The following is a 24,330-nucleotide window of genomic DNA, read 5'->3' as shown; positions in this document are numbered from 1 at the left end:
GGTACCAATATTAATATGTGGTTTGCTTCTTTCAAATGTTTGTTTGCTCATTTTATTCTCCTATATTAATTATTTGTTAATTACTTCATCTCTTATAGATGCTGGAACTTCTGCGTAATGGTCAAAGCTCATTGAGTATGTTGCTCTACCTTGAGTCTTACTTCTTAGGTCTGTTGCGTATCCGAACATTTCAGATAATGGAATGAATGCGTCTAGGACGTGGATTCCGTCTTTTGGATTCATGCCGTCTATCTTTCCTCTTCTTGATGATACGTCGCCCATTACATCTCCAAGATACTCGTCTGGAGTTGTGATTTCAACTTTTTCAATTGGTTCTAGTAGGACTGGTCCTGCTTTTTGTACAGCATTCTTAAATCCGATTGAACCTGCAACGTGGAAGGCAACTTCTGATGAGTCGACTTCGTGGTAAGATCCGTCAAATAGTGTTACGTGAACGTCTACCATTGGATAGCCACCAAGTACGCCTGCTGCTGCGGCTTCCTTAACACCTTCTTCAACTGGTCTGATGTATTCTTTTGGTACTGCACCACCGACGATTTTGGATTCGAATGTGATTCCTGATCCTTCTTCGCCTGGTTCAACCCTAAGCATAACATCACCGTATTGTCCAGAACCACCTGATTGTCTTACAAACTTACCTTGAGCTTCAGCTTCTTTAGTAATTGATTCTCTGTAAGCTACTTGTGGGTTACCGATGTTTGCTTCTACTTTGAATTCTCTTAGAAGTCTGTCTACGATAATTTCAAGGTGAAGCTCGCCCATTCCTGAGATAATTGTCTGACCTGTTTCTTCATCTGATCTTGTTTGGAAGGTTGGATCTTCTTCTGCAAGTTTTTGAAGACCTATAATCATCTTATCTTGGGATGCTCTTGTTTTTGGTTCGATAGCTACTGAGATTACTGGATCTGGGAATTCCATTTGTTCTAGGATAATTTGATTATCTTGCTCACATAGGGAATCACCTGTTGTTGTATCTTTAAGACCTAATAAAGCTACGATATCCCCTGCATAACCTTTTGGAATTTCTTCTTGCTTATTAGAGTGCATTTGCATGATACGTCCAACTCTTTCTCTCTTGCCTTTTGTAGCGTTGTAGATATAAGAACCAGATTCGATTGTACCTGAGTAGATTCTAACGTAGATTAACTTACCTACATATGGGTCAGTTACGACCTTGAATGCTAGAGCTGCTGTTGGCTCATCATCTCCAGGATGTCTTTCGATTACAACATCTGGGTCTTTAGGGTCAACACCTTCTATAGCTGGTACATCTACTGGGCTTGGCATGTAGTCAACAATTGCATCTAGTAGTGGTTGTACTCCCTTGTTCTTGTAGGCAGAACCTAGTAGACATGGGAATATTTTTTGTTCTATAGTTGCTTTTCTGATTGCTGTTTTGATTTCATCTTCAGTTACTGCTTCACCTTCTAGGTATTTCATCATGATTGTATCATCAACTTCTGATAATTCTTCAAGAAGGTTGTTTCTGTATTCTTCAGCTAAGTCTTTAAGGTCTGCTGGGATTTCAGAATATTTTGGATGGGCTCCAAGGTCTTCAGATGAATATGTTACTGCTTGCATGGTTACAAGGTCTACAGCACCTTCAAAAGTTTGCTCAGCTCCTATTGGAATTTCAAGTGGAACTGCGTTTGCTTTTAGTTTATCTTTGATTGTATCAACTGCCATGAAGAAGTCTGCACCTGTAGCATCCATTTTGTTGATAAAACAAATTCTTGGGATGTTGTACTTGTCAGCTTGTCTCCAAACAGTTTCTGATTGTGGTTCTACACCACTTTTAGCATCGAATAGGGCTACTGCTGAGTCTAGTACCCTTAGAGATCTTTCAACCTCTACAGTAAAGTCAACGTGTCCTGGTGTATCGATAATATTAATTCTATGGTTTTTCCAGAATGCTGTTGTTGCAGCAGATCCTATTGTGATACCACGTTCTTTTTCTTGTTCCATGGAATCCATTACTGCTGTTCCATCGTGGGTATCTCCGATTTTATAAATTTTACCAGTGTAGTATAGGATTCTTTCTGTACAAGTAGTTTTACCTGCGTCTATGTGGGCCATAATTCCTATATTTCTGGTATCTTTAAGTGCAACCTGTCTAGGCATTTATCCCCCTAACTAATATCTAAAGTGAGCGAAAGCCTTATTAGCTTCTGCTGCCCTATGCATCTCTTCTTTTCTTCTTACTGCGGCACCCGCATTGTTAGATGCATCGATAATTTCTTTAGAAAGTCTTTCAACCATAGTTTTTTCTCCTCTTAAACGAGCGAAATTTACTAACCATCTAAGGGCTAGTGTTTGTCTTCTTTCTGGTCTAACTTCCATTGGTACTTGGTAGTTTGCACCACCGATTCTTCTTGCCTTAACTTCTAGAGTTGGCATAATGTTTTCCATCGCTTGGTGGAAAACTTCAATAGCATCTTCGCCTTTGGTCTCTTGTACTATATCAAAAGCTTCATAAACTATCTTTGTAGCAAGGCCTTTTTTGCCGTCAAGCATAACATTGTTGATAAGCTTTGTTACCACTCTATCGTTATACTTAGCATCAGGCATTACCTCTCTTTTTGGTATATGTCCTTTTCTTGACACTTTTCTTCCCTCCTTTACCAATTATGTGTAATATCTTGAGTACTCGATCTTAATCGTTAAGTGTGCACATATACCTTTTTATATAAATAGGCACATTATGCACTTATTTCAACTAATTACTAGCCTCTTTTTGCTCCGTATTTAGATCTTCCTTGTTTTCTTCCATCAACACCTGCTGTATCTAGTGTACCTCTGATGATATGGTATCTAACACCTGGAAGGTCCTTTACCCTACCACCTCTGATTAGTACAACACTGTGTTCTTGAAGGTTGTGTCCAATTCCTGGAATGTAAGAAAGCACTTCAGCACCATTTGTAAGTCTAACTCTGGCAATCTTTCTTAAAGCTGAGTTTGGCTTTTTAGGTGTAACTGTTCTAACTGATGTACAAACCCCACGTTTTTGTGGTGATTGGTTAGGAGTTATTCTACTCTTAAGAGTATTGTAGTTATAACCTAAAGCTGGTGTATCTGATTTAGATTTTTCGCTCTTTCTACCTTTTCTAACAAGTTGATTAATTGTTGGCATAATGCACCTCCTATTCTTTAAAATTTAATAAATTGGCAACTTCTGCCAATCCTTAACTATCTTACACGCTTAAGCCCTACTTGTCAAGTAAATTACTCTATCTATTATAGATTGTAAGCTTTATTTTAATTTATAAAAGCAATCTCTGTCCTAATAAAAAAACAAAACCATAAAACTCGTCAGACAATAATTTTTATACAAAATATCAAAAAAATTATAAACATCAAGAAATATTGGGTATAATAGAAGTGCTAGAAAATTATTTTAGTAAAATTTACAGATGAATTTTGTGAGCAAGACAGTTTTTTAAAAACAGCTTTCTATCTCGACCTAGCTTGAAATAGGTTTGTAGCTATCTTTGACAAAAACTTGTCCTAGCTCAAGGAGGAAGAACAATGAACATTACATTTGCAGGAAATAAAATGACTCTTTTAGGAAGTCAAGTTGAAGTTGGCCAAAAGGCAAAAGCTTTTAAGGCAACAAAAAATGATCTTTCAGATTTTAATTCAGAAGATTTGAGGGGAAAAGTTGTTGTTTATTCAGTAGCCCCATCTCTTGACACCAGCGTTTGCGCTATCCAAGCTAAGAAATTCAACCACGATGCCCTAAAGCTTTCTGATGATGTTGTTATAGTTACTATCACAGAAGACCTACCATTTGCCCAAAAAAGATTTTGTGCTAATGAGGATATAGCAAATCTAGAAATGGTTTCTGACTATAAGGAAAGAGAATTTGGTGAAAAATACGGCTTCTTAATTGACGAGCTTAAACTTCTTGCAAGGGGAGTTGTTGTAGTTGATAAAGAAGGAGTCATCCAATACGTTGAATACGTTCCAGAAGTTACCAACGAAGTAAACTTCGATGCTGCTTTAGAAAAAGTTAAAGAATTAATCTGAGAGAAACAAAAGCTGGAGGACTTTCCCCCAGCTTTTTTTTGCGTATTTTTTAGAAAGTTACTTTAATGTTCATTTTAAAAGTGTTTTAATTTATAAGCTATCTTTCTTATTCTAGAATAATGTCTACTTGAAATAAAGACCCAACCACCATAGGCAAAGCAAATCTACTAATCCACCCTAGAAGTTGGCTCATTGGTCAAGTAATGATCCATAAGTACTTCATCCTCTTTGTTGCTTTAACAATATCTTATTTATTTGATTAAATTCAAAAATTAATTTTCTATTGACTCTTCATTTGTTTTAAAATATAATCTATCTGGTTTTAATAACTAGATGCATCGGAGGAGTTAAAGAACTATATATGGAAAAGTTTAAAAAATATTATAAAAAAATCCTACTTATCATTGCAATTATATGTATTACATCCACATATATTATCGGGTCATACTTCGTAAATTTTGCCCTTGTTGCAAAGTCAGGTGGTGAAAATAGACCCAAAATAGCCCTTAATATAGAAGAAGATAAAATAATTAGTAAGAATAAGAAAGCCTTGGAGACACGAAAGGATAAGTGGTTGGCAGAAGTCAAGGACTATACTAAGAAAATTTCAGTTAGTACTCCCGATGGACTAAGGCTTATAGGTCACACCTATGAGCAAAATTCCCCTACCGATAAATGGGTGATAATAGTTCATGGTTACCAATCTTCAGAAAATAGGTCTAAAATCTATGGAGCTGGATTCTATAAGTTGGGTTACAATGTCTTAACATACAGTCTTAGAGGCCATAAACCAAGTGAAGGTAAGTACATCACAATGGGTGATAAGGATAGTGAGGACTTGCTGTCTTTTATAAATCTTATAATAAAAGAAAACCCCAAGGCTCAAATCGCCCTTCATGGTACATCTATGGGTGGGGCAACAGTATTAAATGCTTCCGGTAAAATTCTTCCTGAAAATGTAAAGGCAATAATAGACGACTGTGGTTATGCTGACTTATGGAAAATATTTAAAAAAGAACTCAGACTAAGATTCAACTTGCCTAGCTTTCCTGTCCTATATATGGCAAATATAATGGGATATATCAAGTCCAATATTAAGATATCATCAATAAAACCCATTGAAGAAGTTGAAAAATCTGCCATTCCTATAATGTTTATCCACACCACAGGAGATGACTTTGTACCAGTATCTGATACCTATTCAATGTATGATGCTAAAGAACACGGTTACAAGGAAAAATATATTATTAATGGCTTCGGCCACGCTGATGCTGTCTTTGCTGATAGTGATTATTTAAAAAAAATTGATGCCTTCATAAAAAAATCTTCCGATTAAATAACGGAAGATTTTTTACTATGATTCTATATAGTCAGCGTAAATTAATTAATAAGACTAATATATAAAAATATCTCTAGTCTTTCTTCTATCATGTAAAAGCAAGTCTTTTTGGTGGTCAAAGTCCTTTGGCCTTACAAACTTGCCTGTAGTTTCTACTGCCACTATGGCGTACCTATCACTTATATCCGAACAGGTTGACAAGGTTAAAAGTTTATCTTCTTTCTTTGGCAGAGGCTTATTTTTAAGGATGTTATTATCCTTAATGAGTTTCAGATAATCCTTAAATTCATCATCATCGTATTCATAAAACCTGTAGTCTGCATCAACTTTTATATCCATAGCGCAAATAACTTCAAAGATTCTTCTTTTTTCTGGAGTATCTATAATAATTTCCGAATGGTTTTTGATAAAATTCTTATCCCTAAACTTATCAAGGTCATGGAAAATATAGCCAATCCTCACATTATGGCCGTAGATTACTGTATTTTGGTCTGAAAAATCGCCCTTGTGGACATAGTCTATGAAGACAGCTCCATTAATATAATATTTATTATCGAAATTATGGTCTAAGTAAAATTCATTATCCTTGCCCTGGACGACTGGAAAATCAATTTTTGTACCCTTAATAATAATCCTTCCCTTAACCTGAGGATATTTTTTCGCCAGATCCTTAACGTGCTTTGCGGCAGCCTGGGATTCTGCTTGTGTTTTTTCTTTTATTTTTCTATCAAGAAAAGCTTGGATTCTTATTTCATCAGCCTTTCTTGTTAATTTTTTTATTTCTTCTTCCCTATCCTTGGAAATCCTAGATTTCAAAAACTCTTCTAAGCGCATTCTTTCCATGTAAGAATCGACCCAAGCTTGGTTAAATTCGCTATTCTTTTTTAAAATGCAGAAAAATATTATCAAGATAGATATCCATAATACATAAGAATAATTCTTTTTCATATTCGCTCCTGGCTTATATTCTACACTTTTCATATCATTTCTCTAGGCAGTGACGTATTTTTTGTGAATTTTTACAAGTTAAAAAAATCTTCCCCAGCCTAGGAAGATTTTTCTGTTAATAGAAGCCTTTCATAGAGGTCTTCGTAAAATGGTTTAGATTTCATAATTTCAGCCACTAGGTAGGCTACAAAGGATACTACTGCGAGGGCCAAAATATTTGAAAAAGCTCCTCCAGTCATTTCCAAAATCAGGATAATAGCTGTAATTGGAGTCCTTACTATGGCTGAAAAATGGCCTGCCATGGCGATTAGGGATATGGCGTAAATCATTTCTACAGGGATTAGGCCAAGGTCAGCGAGGATTGAGCCGTAAATATTTCCCAAGATTGCCCCGATTGCCAAAAGCGGAACGAGAGACCCACCTGAAAGTCCAATTCCAAAGGCTAGGGCAAGGAGCAAGATTTTTGCGCCGTACATATAAATAAGGGTGATAAGTTCTTCATTTCCCTCACTTGGTAAATAAATTAATTCTTCACCAGAAGCAAAAAGCCTTGGGTCAATGAGTAAAACAAGCCCTGTAATTACAAAGGGAGCGAGATATTTTACTAATTCTGGTAAGGCAATTTTTTTGTAAAGGGATTTTGAACCTATGACAACTTTGTTAAATAAGGCTCCAGATAGGCCTGCTAGGATTCCCAAAATCACGATTAGGGCCAAGGATTTTTGGTCTATATTGCCGAAGGCTGGTATATTTTCTAGGCTTGGATGGTCTCCAAAAACCAAGCCGGATGTGACTGTGGCTGAGATAATTGTGAGAGCTGAAGATAGGAAGGTAGAAAAATTATGAGTCCTAAAAATTTCCTCAACAGCGAATATCAAAGATGCCACAGGGGCGTTGAAGGCAACAGCAAAACCTGATGCTGCAGCTGAACCAATAAATAAATTCCTATCGACATTTGGGAAAAACTTTCCTACTATATCTCCTGCAAGACCACCGAGTTGGACTGATGGGCCTTCCCTGCCGACTGTAAGGCCAGAACCTATGGTTAGGACTGAAGCGACAAACTTACCTATAATAGTTTTTTCACTAGAAACAGCGATTGTACCTTCCATCATCCCGGTCATGACAGGGATTCCAGAGCCTTTGGTGTTCTTATCTTTGCTTAAAATAAAATATGTAAGTAGACCAATCAAGATTAAAAGTCCCAAAAATAAGAGCTTGTCATCTGTCTTTCCTGTTGCTAAAAATCCATCCATGAAGCCTGCAAGAAAGCCAATTAGCTTTTTAAAAATTCCAATCAAAAGACCAGTTACCACGCCCAAAATAATAAAGGCTGGTAGGCATTTAAACGATATTTTTTCTTTCATAATTTCTCCTTTAACTTTACTATACCTAATTTTCGCAAACTTCATTAAATTTTTCGGTCCTTATGATACAATAATATATGGAGAGAAAGAAAGGATGATTATGAGATATTTTGATTTTAAAGGAGAAAAAATCTCTAGACTTGGCTTTGGGTGTATGAGATTTAAGACGATTGACGGTGATAATTCAAAAATTGACAAGGTCGAATCTGCAAAAATCCTCAAAGAAGCGATTGGAAAGGGACTTACATACATCGATACAGCCTACCCTTACCACGAAAAAATGAGCGAAAAATTTGTCGGAGAGTTTTTAGAAGAAAATAATTTGAGAGATAAAATCTATCTTGCAAGTAAACTTCCATGTTGGCTAATCAAAGAAAAGGAAGATTTCTATAGGATTTTTTCCGAACAATTAGAAAAACTTAGGACAGACTACCTAGACTTTTACCTCCTCCATTCACTAGATATCAAGCGTTTTAGGCAAATGGTAGACCTTGGAGTCTTTGACTTTGTTGATGAACTTAAGGAAAAAGGCCTTGTGAAAAATATAGGTTTTTCCTTCCACGATGAATACGAAGCCTTCGAAGAAATAATCAAGGCTTACGACTGGGATTTTTGCCAAATCCAGCTAAATTATTTGGATATCAACCTCCAAGCTGGTATGAAGGGCTATGACCTTGCCAAGAAAATGGGCATTCCTCTAGTAATAATGGAACCTGTTAAGGGCGGCAGACTTGCAAATCCCCCTATCGAAGTAAGGGAGATTATGGCTAAATTTACATACCTATCCCCTGCCCAGCTTGCCCTTAAATTCCCTCTAAGCCTCGATAATGTCATGACCGTTTTATCTGGCATGAATACTAGCGACCAGGTCGCAGAAAATATGGCAATCGCAAGCGCAGATCCAAGCTTATCAGAAAAAGAAAGAGAATTTTATGACAAGGCACGTGAAATTTATAAAAAAAGAGAAAAAATTGCCTGCACAGCCTGTGAATACTGCCTGCCTTGTACAGTAGAAATCAACATTCCAAAGGTATTTTCAATGTGGAACAAGGCTTTTTTATACGATGAGGCCGATATATCGAAAAAATCCTACGAGGAATATTTAAAAGACGGAGTAAACCCAGAGACTTGTATAGAATGCGGCAAATGCGAAAACATCTGCCCACAAAGCCTTGAAATAATCGAGGGACTTAAAGAAGCTAATGAGTTTTTGAGTAAATAAGAGAAATGAAAAAGACCCAGATGGGTCTTTTGTTTTGACTCGTCTCTTGCCAATGGGTCTAAGGTAAGAACTAAAATTGATCTACATAACCTAATTCCAAGGCTTTGCCATATAATTCCACCTTATTTTCTACCTTCAATTTCTCGTAGATATTTTCTATGTGGTGGTATAAAGTGCGTTCGCTTATGTATAGGTCTTTGGCTATTTGGGTGTTGGTTTTGCCAGTTATTAGTGCTTTTAGGACTTCTTCTTCCCTTTTTGTAAGGGGGTTTTCGAAATGTTTTTCATTCGTAAAGCTAAATCCATTATTAATTTGACATATTTTTTCGATTAAGCTTTTAGAATCTATGGATTTTGATATATATCCTGCTGCACCTAGGTCTAGGGATTTTTTCTTGTAGATTGGGTTTGTATAGGAGGATAGGATTAGAATTTTAAATCCAAATTTCTTTGCTCGCAAGTTTTTAAGGACATCAAAACCAGAATTCTTATCTAGGTTTATATCCAAAAGGCAGATGTTATAGGAATCTGTTTCTATTTTTTTATAAAATTCTTCAATAGCGCTTACAAAATCGCATCGGCTAATTTCCACATTTTCCATTAGCAAGGCTCTTAGGCTTTCTCCAAAATTTTTGTGGTCGTCTAAAATTATTATCTTCATTAATCATTCCCTAGCCTTACTTGAGTTTTCAATATTCCGTCCTTATAAAAATATTTTATAGACCCGCCAAGTGAATTTAGCAAAAATTTCATAAACAAGACCCCACCCCTAGATTCCCCTATATTTCTAAAATCATTTTCACTCGCCCCATCACTTGTAACCTCTAAGATTAAATCTCCCCCTTCTAAATCCATCTTATAGGTAATTTTTGACCCCTTAGAGTGTTTATAAATATTATTAATTAGCTCTTTTGTTATGATTAGAATAGTCCTTAGACTTTGAGGATTTATTTCCTTAGTATTTTCAGAAATATCAAGAGTAAGATCAAAATTTTTGCCCGGATAAAGACTCCCTACGTCATAAAAAATGCTTTTAACATTTTCCTCAAGACTCATATCGGAAATTAGACTTTCCCTATAAGAGGTCATTATAGTTCTGGCTTTATTTTCCAAATTTTCAGCGATTATCTTTGACTTTTTAACATCAGGAGTTTTTAAGTTCAAATTATTTATTATCCCATAAAGGTCTTGGATGATTTCATCGTGGATTATCCTTGCAAATTCTTCTTGCTGGCTAGTTAAATATTCTCCAAGGTCAAAATATTTGATTGTTTTTTGGTATCTTTTTAAAACTGTCCCAGATAGTATGGTACAAATTAGAAAAATAAGCACATAACCATAGTAAAGATAAGATTCTTGTGCCATGGCATATGGGATTGTAAGAATTGTTAGAGCTCCTAAGATAGATGTCAATAAAATATAGGTTATTATCCCCTTTTCTCTTGTTTTCATTTTTCCCTCCTTCTTATTTATGGATAGACTTATTCCGCCCTAAATTCTTTTCACTATTATTATATTTCCTAACTTCCCCTTGCCTATGGTAGTTTTCTGCAAAATTTCCAAATAAAAAAGACCCATGAGGGGCCTTTTATTTTTATAATTCTTCAGTTTCTTCTTCTGCTTCTATTAGTTCAAGGTTGGCTTTGATTTGCTCATCTTCTAACTCTTTGGTTTCATAGTCTATTTCTACATTGTTGTAGTATTTTAGACCTGTACCTGCTGGAATTAGCTTACCAATTATGATATTTTCCTTTAGACCTCTTAGGTCGTCTACCTTGCCTTTGATTGAAGCATCTGTTAGGACTCTGGTTGTTTCTTGGAAGGATGCAGCTGATAGCCATGAATCTGTCGCAAGGCTTGCCTTGGTGATACCAAGGAGTTCTTGTTCGTAGATGGCAGGTTTTTTGCCAGCTTCTTTCATTTGATCATTAACTATATCAACTTCACGCCTATCTTGCAAGCTTTCTGGCAAGAATTCTGTATCGCCTGATTCGATAATTTTAACCTTCTTTAACATCTGACGGGCAATTACTTCTATGTGCCTGTCGTCAATTTCTACACCCTGTTGCCTATATACTTTTTGGACTTCCTTGGTAATGTAATCTTGAACTCCGATCTTGCCTAATACATCTAGTACGTCATGTGGATCTAGAGAACCTTCTGTTAGTTGGGCACCGATTTCTACTTCTTCGCCGTCTTTAACTAAAATTCTTGAACCAAATGGAATGTTGTACTTTCTGGATGTACCATCAGCACCTGTGATTTCAACGTCAGTTTTCTTATCGTTTTGGATTAGGGAAACTGTACCAGAGTTAGCTGCGATGAAGGCAAGACCCTTTGGTTTACGAGCTTCAAAAAGCTCCTCAACCCTTGGAAGACCTTGGGTAATTCCAACGCCTGCGATACCACCGGAGTGGAAGGTCCTCATGGTTAGCTGGGTACCCGGCTCACCGATTGATTGGGCAGCTATGATACCAACTGCTTCACCCATATTGACGTGCTTGCCTGTTGCAAGGTTTCTACCGTAGCATTTTGCACAAACACCTTGTTTAGCCTTACATTCTAGAACTGACCTTAATTTTACTTCTTTAATGCCAGCTGCTACAATCTTATCAGCCAAATCTTCATCTATTACTTCGCCTTTATGAACAATTATTTCGCCAGCTTCGTCTTTAATATCTTCAAAAGATGTACGGCCAACAATCCTTGTTCTTAAATCTTCGATTAATTCGTTGCCATCCTTAAATTCGTGAGCAACAACAAAACCATCTGAATGGCAGTCATCTTCTGTAACAATTACGTCTTGGGAAATATCTACCATCCTACGGGTTAGGTAACCTGAGTCGGCAGTTCTTAGCGCTGTATCTGTAAGACCCTTACGAGAACCGTGGGTAGAGATAAAGTATTCTTGTACTGAAAGACCCTCTCTAAAGTTGGCCTTTATAGGGATTTCGATAATCTTACCATCGGCCTGACTCATAAGTCCACGCATAGCGCCTAGCTGTCTAATCTGGTTGGTAGAACCACGGGCACCAGAGTCTGCAAAGATCTTGATGTTGTTATCATCTTTAAGGTCTGCAAGAAGAGCATCTGTTACCTTGTTTGTGGTATCTTGCCAGATTTCAATTACCTTTTCATATCTTTCATGGTCTGTTATCAAACCACGTCTATAAAGTTTGTCATACTTATCAACTGCAGCATCTGCCTCATCTATTAGGGACCATTTTTCTGCTGGAATCTTTACGTCATCCATAGATACAGTTAGACCTGATAGGGTTGAGTACTTATAGCCTGTTTGCTTGATATAGTCAAGAACTTCGGCAGTTTTGATGTTGCCATGCTTTCTAAAGCACTTGTCGATAATTTCCTTTAACATACCTGAGTCGATTAGGGTATCAACTTCAAGTGAATATGGGTCTTCTTTCCTATTTACATAGCCTAAATCTTGTGGCAGACCTTCGTTGTAGATGAACCTACCTACTGAAGACTCTACAATCTTGCCTGGGTCCATGGCGTCTTTTTTAACTCTAACACCAACTTTTGATTGGTATTCAACTATGCCAGCAACTAGGGCTTTTTTCATCTCATTTGTTGATTCAAAAACCATACCCTCGCCCTTGGCACCTTCTTTGATGGTTGTTAGATAATAAGCACCTAGCACCATATCCTGAGAAGGAGTTGTAATTGGCTTACCATCCTTAAGACCAAGGATATTGTTGGTTGACATCATTAGAAGTCTTGCCTCGATTTGAGCTTCATTTGATAGTGGAAGGTGGATAGCCATCTGGTCACCATCGAAGTCGGCGTTAAAGGCGTTACAAGCTAGTGGATGAAGCTTTATTGCCTTTCCTTCTACAAGAATTGGCTCGAAAGCTTGGATACCAAGCCTGTGAAGAGTCGGAGCACGGTTTAGCAAAACTGGGTGGTCCTTGATTACTTCTTCTAGGACTTCATAAACTCTTGGGTCTTTTTTCTCTACCATTTTCTTGGCAGTTTTTAGGTTGTGGGCCATTTCTTTTTCAACTACTTTATTCATAATAAATGGCTTAAATAGCTCAAGGGCCATCTCTTGTGGCAAACCACATTGGTTAAACTTAAGGTCTGGACCTACTACGATTACAGAACGACCTGAGTAGTCAACCCTCTTACCAAGAAGGTTTTGTCTAAACCTACCAGACTTACCTTTAAGGAGGTCTGATAGAGACTTCATATTTCTATTTGAAGCGCCAGTTACAGCCCTACCCCTACGACCGTTGTCGATTAGGGCATCAACTGCTTCTTGGAGCATTCTCTTTTCATTTCTAACGATGATTTCTGGTGCACCTATGTCAAGAAGTCTTTTTAGTCTGTTATTTCTGTTGATAACTCTTCTGTATAGGTCATTTAAGTCAGAAGTAGCAAACCTACCACCTTCAAGTTGAACCATTGGTCTAAGTTCAGGTGGCATAACTGGGAGCACATCTAGGATCATCCATTCAGGTTTATTGCCACTTGTTAAAAAGGCATCTACTACTTCAAGACGTCTTGAAACTCTCACCTTCTTTTGGTTTGAGGACTCATCAAGTTCCTTTAGTAGGAGTTGGTATTCCTTTTCAAGGTCAATATTTGAAAGAAGTTCCTTGATAGCTTCAGCACCCATAGCTGCCTTAAATTCTGTATCATCTGGATATTCTTCCAATATATCTTGGTATTCAGTTTCTGAGATTTCTTGTTTAGCAACAAGGTCTGTAGAACCCGGATTAATTACTACATAGGATGCAAAGTAGAGGATTTTTTCCAAAACTCTTGGGCTCATATCTAGTAAGAGTCCCATCTTTGAAGGAATTCCCTTGAAGAACCATATATGAGAAACTGGAGCAGCAAGCTCGATGTGGCCCATTCTCTCACGTCTAACCTTAGACTTGGTTACTTCGACCCCACACTTTTCACAAACTACGCCCTTGTATCTCATTCTCTTATATTTTCCACAAGAACATTCATAATCCTTGGTTGGACCGAAAATCTTTTCGCAGAAAAGACCGTCTTTTTCAGGTTTAAGGGTCCTATAGTTTATAGTTTCAGGTTTCTTAACCTCGCCATGAGACCAGCTTCGTATTCTTTCTGGGGATGCAACTTTCATCCTCATCCCATAAAATTGATTTAATTCGCTCATAAACTTCCCTTCTCCTAAGCTTCGCTAACTTCCTCTGCCTCACCGTCTTCCTTAGGGGCATTAGCTTTGGCAAGTAGCTTGCTTTGGTTTCTAATCTTAGACGCATCTATCTTTTCTACCTGTGAAAACCTATCTTGATCATCGATATTTTCCTTAAGCTCAACGACTTGTCCATCTTCATCTAAAAGTTCTACATCAAGAGCTAGTGATTGAAGCTCTTTAACTAAAACTTTGAAGGACTCAGGTGTGCCTGGCTCTGGGATATTTTCACCCTTTACGATTGATTCGTAGGTCTTAACCCTACCTGTAACGTCATCTGATTTAACAGTTAAGATTTCTTGGAGGGTGTGGCTTGCGCCGTAGGCTTCAAGAGCCCAAACCTCCATCTCACCAAACCTCTGGCCACCAAATTGTGCCTTACCACCTAGGGGTTGTTGGGTTACAAGTGAGTATGGTCCAATAGATCTTGCGTGGATTTTCTCTTCTACCATGTGGTGGAGCTTAAGCATGTACATAACGCCGACTGTTACAGGGTTTTGGAACTCTAGACCAGTTCTACCGTCACGCAATCTAATCTTGCCTGTCTTGTTTACGAAAGGAGCTACTTTCTTTGCTTCTTCTAAAACATCTTCAATTTCAGTATCCATAGCACCATCAAATACTGGTGTTGCTATCTTCCAGCCAAGTGTCCTTGCTGCAAGACCCATGTGAACTTCAAGTACCTGACCTAAGTTCATACGAGATGGGATACCTAGTGGGTTTAGGCATATTTGGATTGGTGTTCCGTCTGGTAAGAATGGCATGTCTTCTCTTGGTAAAATCCTTGAAACGACACCCTTATTACCGTGACGACCACACATCTTATCTCCTACCATGATTTTTCTCTTGGTAGCTACATAAACTCTAATTACTTTATTTACACCTGGAGATAGTTCGTCTCCGTCTTTTTTGTTGTATTCTTTAACATCAACTACGATTCCCTTTTCACCATGAGGTACCTTTAAGGATGTATCTCTCACTTCTCTAGCCTTTTCACCGAAAATCGCACGAAGAAGTCTTTCCTCTGGAGATAGCTCAGTTTCTCCCTTTGGAGAGACCTTACCTACTAGGATATCGCCACTTGCTACTTCAGCACCAATTCTAATTACACCATTTTCATCAAGATCTTTTTTCATATCGTCGCCGACATTTGGTATATCTTTGGTAATTTCTTCAGCACCAAGTTTGGTTTCTCTAGCTTCACACTCGTGTTCTTCGATATGAACTGATGTTAAAACATCGTTTATTACAAGCTCTTCGTTAAGGAGCATCGCATCCTCGAAGTTATATCCTTCCCAAGTTGTAAAGGCTATTAGGATGTTTTTACCAAGGGCAAGCTCGCCGTTATCTGTTGATGGACCGTCTGCAAGAACTTGACCTTCTTTTACGTCTTCGTCTAATTTTACTATCGGTCTTTGGTTTATAGTTGTGCCTTGGTTGGCTCTTTCAAATTTAAGAAGCTCATAAGTTATAACTTCACCCTTAGGTGTTTTTACTTTTATTTTATCAGCCGCTACATAAACTACTTTTCCGTCAGTTTTTGATACAACACATACACCTGAGTCTTTTGCAGCCCTATGTTCAATACCTGTAGCTACAATTGGAGCTTGCGATTTAATTAAAGGCACTGCCTGACGCTGCATGTTTGCACCCATGAGGGCCCTGGTTGAGTCGTCGTTTTCAAGGAAAGGTATTAGAGATGCTCCGACAGATACGATCTGTTGTGGGGAAACGTCCATATATTGGATAGAATCCCTTGGATAAATATCATTTTCACCCCTATAACCACGGCCAGAAACTCTTTCGTTTACAAACCTGTTGTTTTCATCAAGTGGTTCGTTGGCTTGGGCTATGATGTAGTCATCTTCAATGTCTGCTGTTAGGTAGTCAATTTCGTCTGTTACAACTCCACCTTCCTTAACAACCCTGTATGGAGTTTCAATAAAACCATATTTATTAATTCTCGCATAAGTTGTAAGAGATGTGATAAGACCGATATTTGGTCCTTCTGGAGTCTCTATCGGACAAATTCTTCCGTAGTGAGAATCGTGAACGTCCCTTACTTCAACGCCTGCCCTATCTCTTGAAAGACCACCTGGTCCTAGAGCAGAAAGTCTTCTCTTATGGGTTAACTCACTCATTGGGTTGGTTTGGTCCATGAACTGTGACAATTGGGATGAACCAAAGAATTCTTTAATAACAGCTGTAACTGGTTTGATGTTGATTAAGCCTTGTGGAGTTGCAATGTCAGGATCTTGGGTAGTCATTCTTTCACGAACAACTCTTTCCATCCTAGCAAGACCAACCCTAAATTGGTTTTGAAGAAGCTCGCCAACACCTCTTACACGACGGTTGCCAAGGTGGTCAATATCGTCAGTATCACCTACCCCTTCAAAAAGGTTAAATTGGTAGTTTACAACTGCAAGTATATCTGACTTGGTAATGTGCTTTGGAGAAAGTTCTTTCTTTCTTTTTTGCATCATCTTTATTAATTCTTCATCGGTTTCAGCTTCGTCAATAATCTCAGTCATTACTGGATAATAAACTTTTTCACTAAATTCATCAAAGTCTATATCTAATCCTTCGAGTCTCTCAAAGGCGTGGATATCAACAAAATTATTGCCAACAATTCTTAGGACAATTTCTTCTTCTTCAGAATTTAATTTTCTAATGTCAACTGAAACTATGCCTGAATTTTCAATAGCCTTAGCTATATCTTCACTTATAACTTCGCCTGCTTTTACAAAAATTTCTCCAGTTTCTGTATCCACAATATCTTCAGCGGCGATTTCACCAGCAATTCTTGGAGCAAGGGCAAGTTTTAAGTTGTACTTATACCTACCAACCCTAGCTAAATCATATCTTCTATCATCAAAAAGAAGGTTGTTAATAAGGGTAGTAGCAGATTCGAGTGACGCAGGGTCACCTGGTTTTAATTTTCTGTATATTTCTATCAAGGCCTCTTCACTATTTTCAGAATTTTCCTTTTCTAAGGTATTTCTTAAGTGTGGGGTATCACCAAGAGCCTTTATAATTTCTTCATCTGTGTCAAACAAAAGTGCACGCACTAGGGTAGTAGCTGGAAGCTTTCTAGTCCTATCAAGCCTTACGTTTACTGTATGACTTGCATCAGTATCAAACTCAATCCATGCACCCCTATTTGGAATAACTGTAGATGAGTATTGCTTATCTCCACTCTTGTCTGTTTCTTCTGCATAGTAAACACCTGGAGATCTTACAAGTTGGCTTACTATAACTCTTTCTGCACCATTTATGACGAAGGTTGCAGAATCAGTCATCATTGGGAAATCTCCCATGAAAACTTCTTGTCTTTTGATCTCACCAGTTTCTTTATTAAATAAAATAGCCATAACCTTAAGGTCTCTAGCATAGGTTAGGTCCTTATATTTCGCTTCTTTTAGGCTATATTTTGGTTCTTCTTCAAACTCAAAACCTGTAAATTCTAGGCTTAATTTGCCATTATAGTCTTCAATTGGGGAAATATCTTCTAAGATTTCTCCAAGACCTTCTTTAATAAACCACTCATAAGAGTCTTTTTGAACTTTTAATAAATTTGGTAAATCTAAGACTTCAGGAAACTTTGAGAAGGACATTCTCTCTGTTTTACCATATAACTTTTTATGATATTGGGCCATTCTTACTCCTTACTGTTTACAAAAATAGGACAAATAATATTTGCCTTTTAGAGATAAAAAAATCTCGATAAATAGATTTCTAGCAATTGTATATTATACTCTTAAACAATCAACCTTCAAGATATTTATCAAGATTTCTCCTTTATTCAAACCTTTTTTTCAAAACTTTTTTACATACTATCCAAATATGATATGAGTTTATTGGTATTTGTCAATCATCTGGGGAGTTTTTTTATCAAATAATTGACAAGAAGCTAGGAAAAAAATAAAAATATGGATAACAAGCATACCAAATCTTAATTTTAAAAATATATAAGTCTTTGAAAAATCAAAATCATTTGCCCTTTTCAAAAATTCTTTCTATATATAATACCCTTCCTTGCTTTTACTTATTTTCACTATACAATTATTTAATATATAAACAATTCAATTTTTGTGTTATAATGGATATAATGGAGGACTTATGAAAGACTTTATAAAATTTTTTAGCATAATAACAGGCTTATTTAGGTCTATAATCAGCATCTTGCTGCTATTTGCCATAGGCTTTGTAGTTTTTGTCGACAACCACTTATTTCTAGCAACTGTTGATCTTTTAGGTATAAATAATATTTCAAGTGCAATTATAAAGCCCCTTGCCCTAGGCGTTTTAATCCTTGCCTTTGTAATAAACACAGCTATTGCAAGATCGATTTTTAAGGCTGGAGATAAGGGCGATGGCCATCTAGCAAATGTATTTTTTGGTCTCTTGTTTTTAGGCTGTGACGCCTTATTATACATTTATTTTCGCGAAAAACTCCTTTATATCCTTTTGGGTCTAAACGGCCTTATAGTCTTAAACTCACTTATCGGTTTAATATCAAGGTTTAAGGGTGTTTATAATACTGGACTTAGCGAGAAAAAGACTGAATATATCGAAGTGAAAACTGGTCCAAGCGATGTTGAGTCATCAGATAATCCTATCAAACTAGATTTTAAAGAAGACGAGGATGTTAAGATCATAAAAAAAGATGACACAAGTGTTGATGGAAAAACTGTAATTATGACCAGTCAACTTATAAAAGAGGATACCGAGCTTGATACAATGAGTGCTAAGGATTTTGAAAATGATGATTTGAAAACCCAAGCCGAGAAAGAAGCAGAAGAAAAACTTGCAAATGAAAGTCCAAGAACTCTTGGTGATGTAGAAGAAGAGAAAAAAATGAATAAGGCTGTAGATGACTTAGGCGATGAAAACCTCACCTATGATCCAAATATTGCAGAAGATTTCAAAAAGAAAGAAGAAGCGAAAATCTACAACAAATCAGACTTTGTCAAAGACGAAGATTAAGGGGGCTTTGTGCTCTTAAGGCTAATAACCTTAGGAGCCAGCCCTTTTAAAATAAAAAAATAAGGAGAAGAAGATGGACAAAACTTATCAAAGCCTCATCAAAGGCCTCTACCCAGACAAAAATTCGATTATAGATGAGCTAATCTTATTAAATGCCCAACAGAAATTGCCTAAGGGTACTGAATATTTCTTTTCTGATATCCATGGGGAAAGCGATGCTTTTTTGCATTTGCTTAGGTCTGCCTCAGGGAATATTAGGGATAAGATTCAAAAACTTTTTGGTGATACCTTAGAAAAAAAAGACCAGGATGCCCTTGCCCAGTTAATTTATGACCCAGATTTAGTTTACAAGAGTCTAAAAACCGAGGAAAAGATTAGCAAAGATTACCTAACTATCACCATTCACAGGCTTATAAGTCTCCTAAAATTTGTTTCAACCAAGTATCCAAAAGATTATGTAAAAAGAAAATTCCCACAAAAATACAACCTGATCTTGGATGAGCTTTTATATACCAACGATTCTGAATACAACAAGAGGGCCTATTATGAATCTCTGGTTACAAATATAGTAAAATATGAAGTTGCCTTTGACTTTATCAAAGTCATCTGCACCCTCATTCAAAGGATTTCTGTGGACAAACTCCACATAGTTGGCGACATCTACGACAGAGGCCCATCTCCTCACATCATAATGGATGAACTTTTGACCTTCCCAAGTGTTGACTTTCAATGGGGCAACCACGACATTGCATGGATGGGCGCATGTTCTGGAAACACCGCTCTTATCGCAGCCTGTGTGGCGGATGCAATCAAATACAACAACTTCGATATGCTCGAAGACGGTTATGGAATAAATCTAAGAGTTCTATTCGAGTTTGCCATGGAGACCTACGGCGATGATCCATGCACTTGTTTTACTCCAAGAATTTACGATTATAATATTTATGACAATATCACAACCGAAGCAGCAGCCAAGATGTACAAGGCTATTTCTATGATTAGGTTCAAACTTGACTACGCCCTAATTGAGAGAAACCCAGACATGAAAATGGAAGAAAGAAACGTCCTAAAATTCATTGATTTTAACAATTACACCTACAAAAATGCCAAGCTTAAGGATAAAAATTTCCCAACCATAGATCCAAAGAATCCTGCCAAACTCACTAAGGAAGAAGAAAATGTCATCCAAGTCCTAAAACAAGACTTCATTAAAAACGACAAGCTCAACAAGCACATGGATTTTCTTTACAAAAACGGAGCCATGTACAGGGTCGAAAACGGCTCACTTCTCTTTCATGGCTGTATTCCGCTAACAGCAGACGGAGATTTCCAAGAAGTAGAGTTAAATGGCAAAATCTACAAGGGCAAGTCCCTCATGGATTATTTTGAAAAAATCGCAAGAGATGCCTATTATACCAAGGACAAAAAAGCTAAAGACATGATGTGGTATCTCATAAGTGGCAGGTATTCTCCAATTTTTGGCAAGAGTCAGTATTCTTATTTTGAAAATATCTTTGTAGATGATAAAAAACTCAAAAAAGAAGAACCAAACCCTTACTACGACCTATGTGAAAAAGAAGAAATTGTCGATAAAATCTTGGACGAATTTAAGGTCGAGGGCAATAGACGCAGGATCGTAAACGGTCATGTACCTGTAATTACAGAAGCAGGCGAAAGTCCTATAAAGGCAAATGGCAAGCTCTATGTCATAGACGGTGGAATTTCCAAACCTTACCAAGCAAAAACAGGCATCGCCGGCTACACCCTTGTCTTTAACTCCCACCATGTAGCCCTCGCCGAGCACAAGTCCTACGAATCAATCACCAACAAAGTTTCATCCTACACGCCAAACATCAAGGAAGTAGAAGTGATGAACCCAAGAATGCTAAGAAAAGACACCGACAAGGGCAAAGCCAAAGAAAAGAAAATAAAAATCCTAGAAGAACTCCTAGACCTCTATGACGAAAGAGAAGATTGGTAAGAAAATTTACCTAGAGATATTTCCCAAAACTTAATTCATGATTAAAGAAAAAAACGAGCTTGCCACAAAAATCAAATTTAAATCAGATAAATAAAGCAAAAAAACTCACTATTTCAAACTCTCCCAATCCTTTTTAGGATTAAGATAGAAAATAGTGAGTTTTTTGTTAATTTGGACTATAGGAAGTCTCGTAGTAGAACATATCTCCCCTAGCGTAGGAAACGGTATATTCTATAAGCCTATCTTCCCTGTCATAAGAAAATCTTGTTATCTTCAAAGCAGCCGACCCATCTTTTAGGTTAAGAGCCTCAGCCACTTTTTTTGTTAAAGATGATACTTGAAACCTTTCCCTAACATTTGCAATTTTTGTAGAAAAGCAATTATCAAATATATCATAAAGGGCTACTTCTTCCAATAGGTCCTTGGTGATTTTTTCAAATCCCTCGTAAGGAATAGCTGTTCTTTCATACATCATAGGAGTATCATCCGCAAGCCTTAGCCTATCAAAGACAATTACCTTTTCAAGAGTTTCATCGTCGAAAACGTGCCTTTCCTTATCGTTTAACTCTCTAATATTAAAGCTAACTACTATAGACTTAGGAGTCTTGCCATTCCTTTTGGTTTGCTCAGTGAAAGAATAATAGTTTGATAAATTTTCCCTATTTCTCTCCCTCACAAAAGTTCCCTTGCCTTGGATTTGATATAAAACTCCAGAACTAACCAAAGAGCCCAATGCATTTCTAACTGTAGTTCTTGACACCTCATAGTCCTGGCAAAGTTGCCTTTCAGAAGGGAGCTTAGCCCCCTTATCCATAGTTGAAATTTGTTCCAATAACTTATCTATGAGGTCCGAGTATAGACTTACCATTATTTATAATCGTGGATTGTAACACCCTTTACAACCCTATTTACTGTATGAGATTTAGATGGGTTATCAGGAGTATTGCCAACTCTTAGGCTTGTGATTAAGGAAATTAGTTGGGCAATTACTACATAAGCAACTGCTAGATAGGCATCTCTTAAGCCTTGAGATTTTAGGACAAATTGGTAGTCCCTATCCACATCTTCATTTGTAACCCCAATGATTTTTGGAGCTATACCATCTGCCTTAATTTCATCAAGGATATCAAGGTCGTATTGTCTTGTGTAATCATTAGATGAGATAAAAGAAACTACAAGGCACTTATCATTTACAAATGATTTTGGACCATGTCTAAAGCCCATAGAAGAATCAAAGATTGTCACAACTTCTCCTGCTGTAAGCTCTAATATTTTAAGTCTCGCTTCCTTAGTTAATTTTCCAAGTGGACCTGATCCTAGATAGGCAACCCTATCAAAGTCAAAATTTATTAAATTTTCAATCTCATCAGCCCTCTTATAAGTTTCCCTAGCAATAGCAGATAGGTTTTCTACAATTTCTTTCTTATTATCCAAGCTTGTATCAAAAATCAAAAGTGCAGCTAAAAGCATTGAAGAGAAGGAATTTGTCATTGCAAAACCCTTGTCATTGGTGATAGCCGGATTTAAAAATACGTAAGATTTTGGGTCATCCTTTAAGTTTACTGCAAGTTTACCATCGTGAGCACAGGTAATTGGAAGATTGTAAAAATCATCAACAATTTGTTCTCCAAGCTTCACTGCAGCCACAGATTCTGGAGAATTTCCACTCCTTGCAAAAGAAACTAAAAGGGTCTTTTGATCTTTTTTGAAATGTAGGTAAGGCGCAGAAACAAGATCTGTTGTAGCTATTGATTCAAAATCAAAATCGCCATGAGTTTTTAAATAATCTTGAGCGATGTTGCCAACATATTCACTAGTACCAGCACCCGTAAAGATAACCTTGGTATCCTTGTCAAAATTACCTAAAAATTTCTCAATCTCTGCCTTTCTCTCCTCATAAAGTCCATAAACTTCCTCCCAAGTATCAGCTTGGGCAAAAATCTCAGTATAAGTATTCTTAAAATCTCTTTCTTCTAATTTATTAACATCCAATAACATATGAGCCTCCTAATTTTTTCAATAGTATGTAATTGGTCATTACCATTTCTAATATTATATAAGATTTATCTATTGCGTCAATTAAAAATCTGATTTATTATTTTGAAATCATTTTTTAACAAATCTTCCAACTTATTTCTCAAGAAAAAGTTTTCATATGATTTGTGGTAATTACCACTATTTGTTATAAGTATATAGGATAAATTCTTTTAGGTCAAGTAATTTTTTAGCAAATTGATTTCTTAATTTAGATACCACACAACCTATTTTCTCCTTTTTAAGTATTGACACATTCTACTTTATGTTTTATAATAATGGTAATTACCAGATAAGACTGTAAAATTTTTACCAAAATATTTTCTTCCTGAATATAAAAAAGGAATTTATTCTTTTTCTTATTTGAAATTTTAAATACTTTTTTATTAGAGGAAAATGTTTTAGTGGTTTTGAGTCGAATTAAGAAAGGAGGTTTTATGCCAGCTGAAATTGCAAGAACATCCTTGGTCTTATTAGTCTTTATTGCTATCTTTGGAGTAATAAGTCAAATACTTTCTCACATAAGTCTTAAGAAAAAGAAAAAGTATTTTGAAAAACTTCACAAGGATCTTAAACCTGGTAAGGAAGTCATGTTAACTGGCGGAATTTATGGTAAGATTGTTAGCCTTAATGAAGAAACAGCAATTATCAATGTAGCCAAGGATGTTAACATGAAAGTAAGTCGTTACTCAATAAGTGAGATTATAAGTTAAGGAGGAAAGATGCCAAACATATTACTTACAAGAATTGACAACAGGTTACTCCACGGCCAGGTTGCTACCCAGTGGACTAAGCATATCGGTGCTAACCTCATTCTTGTTGCTAACGATGATGTTGCTGAGAAAAAGATGAGGCAAAACCTTATGGATATGGCAGCTCCTACAGGTGTTGCTACCAGGTATTGGTCTTTACAAAAGACAATTGATACCATCCACAAGGCAGCAGACAGACAAAAAATCTTTATCATTTGCGAAAGCCCAGAAGACGTTCTTACCTTAGTTGAAGGTGGTGTGCCTATTAAAGATGTAAATATTGGAAATATGCACATGGCTGAAGGTAAAAGACAAGTTGCAGGCGTTGTTGCAGTTGATGATAAAGACGTGGAAGCTTTCAAAAAGCTTAGAGACTTAGGTGTTAATCTAGAAATTAGAAAGGTTCCAACAGAAAGCGCCGAAGACATAAACAAACTATTCTCATAAATCCTAGGAGGAAAA

At 36.8% G+C, this 24,330-nt stretch carries 18 protein-coding genes; 7 read left to right on the top strand and 11 right to left on the bottom strand.

Features of this window, described 5'->3' with window-relative positions; all coding sequences use genetic code 11:
* Positions 1-69: 69 nt before the first annotated feature.
* From fusA to rpsL, 3 genes are all read right to left on the bottom strand, one after another.
* The gene (gene fusA / locus HMPREF0072_RS05935; protein ID WP_004828288.1) at positions 70-2,142 is read right to left on the bottom strand and encodes an elongation factor G; all 2,073 of its coding nucleotides are present in this window, start codon (positions 2,140-2,142) and stop codon (positions 70-72) included.
* Positions 2,143-2,154: 12 nt separating this feature from the next.
* Entirely contained in the window at positions 2,155-2,625 is a 471-nt protein-coding gene (gene rpsG / locus HMPREF0072_RS05930; RefSeq protein ID WP_037328592.1) for a 30S ribosomal protein S7, read from the bottom strand.
* Positions 2,626-2,744: 119 nt separating this feature from the next.
* Positions 2,745-3,152, bottom strand: a complete 408-nt coding sequence (rpsL, locus tag HMPREF0072_RS05925) for a 30S ribosomal protein S12 (protein ID WP_004828284.1) — start codon at positions 3,150-3,152, stop codon at positions 2,745-2,747.
* A 395-nt stretch (positions 3,153-3,547) separates the two neighbouring features.
* On the opposite strand from rpsL, the gene tpx reads away from it, so the two are divergent.
* Positions 3,548-4,048 (top strand): thiol peroxidase, encoded by a 501-nt coding sequence (gene tpx / locus HMPREF0072_RS05920; RefSeq protein WP_004828283.1) that lies wholly within the window; start codon positions 3,548-3,550, stop codon positions 4,046-4,048.
* 361 nt (positions 4,049-4,409) lie between these two features.
* A complete protein-coding gene (locus HMPREF0072_RS05915) occupies positions 4,410-5,384 on the top strand; it encodes an alpha/beta hydrolase (protein WP_004828280.1) in 975 nt (324 codons plus the stop codon).
* A 57-nt stretch (positions 5,385-5,441) separates the two neighbouring features.
* On the opposite strand, the gene HMPREF0072_RS05910 is transcribed toward HMPREF0072_RS05915, so the two are convergent.
* Positions 5,442-6,335 carry a class B sortase gene (locus tag HMPREF0072_RS05910; RefSeq protein ID WP_039931179.1) on the bottom strand — a complete coding sequence of 298 codons (894 nt, stop codon included), beginning with the start codon at positions 6,333-6,335 and terminating at the stop codon, positions 5,442-5,444.
* A gap of 98 nt (positions 6,336-6,433) precedes the next feature.
* Positions 6,434-7,702 carry a ClC family H(+)/Cl(-) exchange transporter gene (locus HMPREF0072_RS05905; protein WP_155811876.1) on the bottom strand — a complete coding sequence of 423 codons (1,269 nt, stop codon included), beginning with the start codon at positions 7,700-7,702 and terminating at the stop codon, positions 6,434-6,436.
* Between the two features lie 100 nt (positions 7,703-7,802).
* Between HMPREF0072_RS05905 and HMPREF0072_RS05900 the strand changes: the two genes are divergently transcribed.
* On the top strand, positions 7,803-8,924 hold the full coding sequence (locus HMPREF0072_RS05900) for an aldo/keto reductase (protein WP_050755270.1): 1,122 nt from the start codon (positions 7,803-7,805) through the stop codon (positions 8,922-8,924).
* A gap of 70 nt (positions 8,925-8,994) precedes the next feature.
* On the opposite strand, the gene HMPREF0072_RS05895 is transcribed toward HMPREF0072_RS05900, so the two are convergent.
* The 4 genes from HMPREF0072_RS05895 to rpoB all read right to left on the bottom strand — a co-directional run bounded on the left by HMPREF0072_RS05895 (position 8,995) and on the right by rpoB (position 17,771).
* On the bottom strand, positions 8,995-9,585 hold the full coding sequence (locus tag HMPREF0072_RS05895; RefSeq protein ID WP_004828273.1) for a response regulator transcription factor: 591 nt from the start codon (positions 9,583-9,585) through the stop codon (positions 8,995-8,997).
* Positions 9,585-10,376 carry a sensor histidine kinase gene (locus HMPREF0072_RS05890; protein WP_004828270.1) on the bottom strand — a complete coding sequence of 264 codons (792 nt, stop codon included), beginning with the start codon at positions 10,374-10,376 and terminating at the stop codon, positions 9,585-9,587. Before HMPREF0072_RS05890 ends, HMPREF0072_RS05895 begins: the two co-directional genes overlap by 1 nt.
* 142 nt (positions 10,377-10,518) lie before the next feature.
* Positions 10,519-14,076: a DNA-directed RNA polymerase subunit beta' gene (gene rpoC, locus HMPREF0072_RS05885; protein WP_004828268.1), complete on the bottom strand. Its 3,558-nt coding sequence runs from the start codon at positions 14,074-14,076 to the stop codon at positions 10,519-10,521.
* 14 nt (positions 14,077-14,090) lie between these two features.
* Entirely contained in the window at positions 14,091-17,771 is a 3,681-nt protein-coding gene (gene rpoB / locus HMPREF0072_RS05880) for a DNA-directed RNA polymerase subunit beta (RefSeq protein WP_004828266.1), read from the bottom strand.
* Between the two features lie 463 nt (positions 17,772-18,234).
* Between rpoB and HMPREF0072_RS05875 the strand changes: the two genes are divergently transcribed.
* Both HMPREF0072_RS05875 and HMPREF0072_RS05870 read left to right on the top strand, forming a co-directional pair.
* Complete coding sequence (locus tag HMPREF0072_RS05875) at positions 18,235-19,101, top strand: hypothetical protein (protein ID WP_004828262.1); 867 nt, start codon at positions 18,235-18,237, stop codon at positions 19,099-19,101.
* Positions 19,102-19,174: 73 nt separating this feature from the next.
* Positions 19,175-21,082, top strand: a complete 1,908-nt coding sequence (locus HMPREF0072_RS05870; RefSeq protein WP_004828261.1) for a fructose-bisphosphatase class III — start codon at positions 19,175-19,177, stop codon at positions 21,080-21,082.
* Positions 21,083-21,248: 166 nt separating this feature from the next.
* Here HMPREF0072_RS05870 and HMPREF0072_RS05865 read toward each other — a convergent pair whose 3' ends face one another.
* Positions 21,249-21,950: a GntR family transcriptional regulator gene (locus HMPREF0072_RS05865; RefSeq protein WP_004828259.1), complete on the bottom strand. Its 702-nt coding sequence runs from the start codon at positions 21,948-21,950 to the stop codon at positions 21,249-21,251.
* Complete coding sequence (locus HMPREF0072_RS05860) at positions 21,950-23,080, bottom strand: AgaS family sugar isomerase (protein ID WP_004828256.1); 1,131 nt, start codon at positions 23,078-23,080, stop codon at positions 21,950-21,952. Before HMPREF0072_RS05860 ends, HMPREF0072_RS05865 begins: the two co-directional genes overlap by 1 nt.
* Positions 23,081-23,553: 473 nt before the next feature.
* Between HMPREF0072_RS05860 and yajC the strand changes: the two genes are divergently transcribed.
* Together yajC and agaV are read left to right on the top strand one after the other, a co-directional pair.
* Positions 23,554-23,829 (top strand): preprotein translocase subunit YajC, encoded by a 276-nt coding sequence (gene yajC / locus HMPREF0072_RS05855; RefSeq protein WP_037325875.1) that lies wholly within the window; start codon positions 23,554-23,556, stop codon positions 23,827-23,829.
* 9 nt (positions 23,830-23,838) lie between these two features.
* Complete coding sequence (agaV, locus tag HMPREF0072_RS05850) at positions 23,839-24,315, top strand: PTS N-acetylgalactosamine transporter subunit IIB (protein WP_004828251.1); 477 nt, start codon at positions 23,839-23,841, stop codon at positions 24,313-24,315.
* The last annotated feature ends 15 nt before the right edge of the window (positions 24,316-24,330 follow it).

The organism is Anaerococcus lactolyticus ATCC 51172, from assembly GCF_000156575.1.
GTDB classification, from domain to species: Bacteria; Bacillota; Clostridia; order Tissierellales; family Peptoniphilaceae; genus Anaerococcus; species Anaerococcus lactolyticus.
This window is presented reverse-complemented; position numbering and strand designations above follow the sequence as displayed.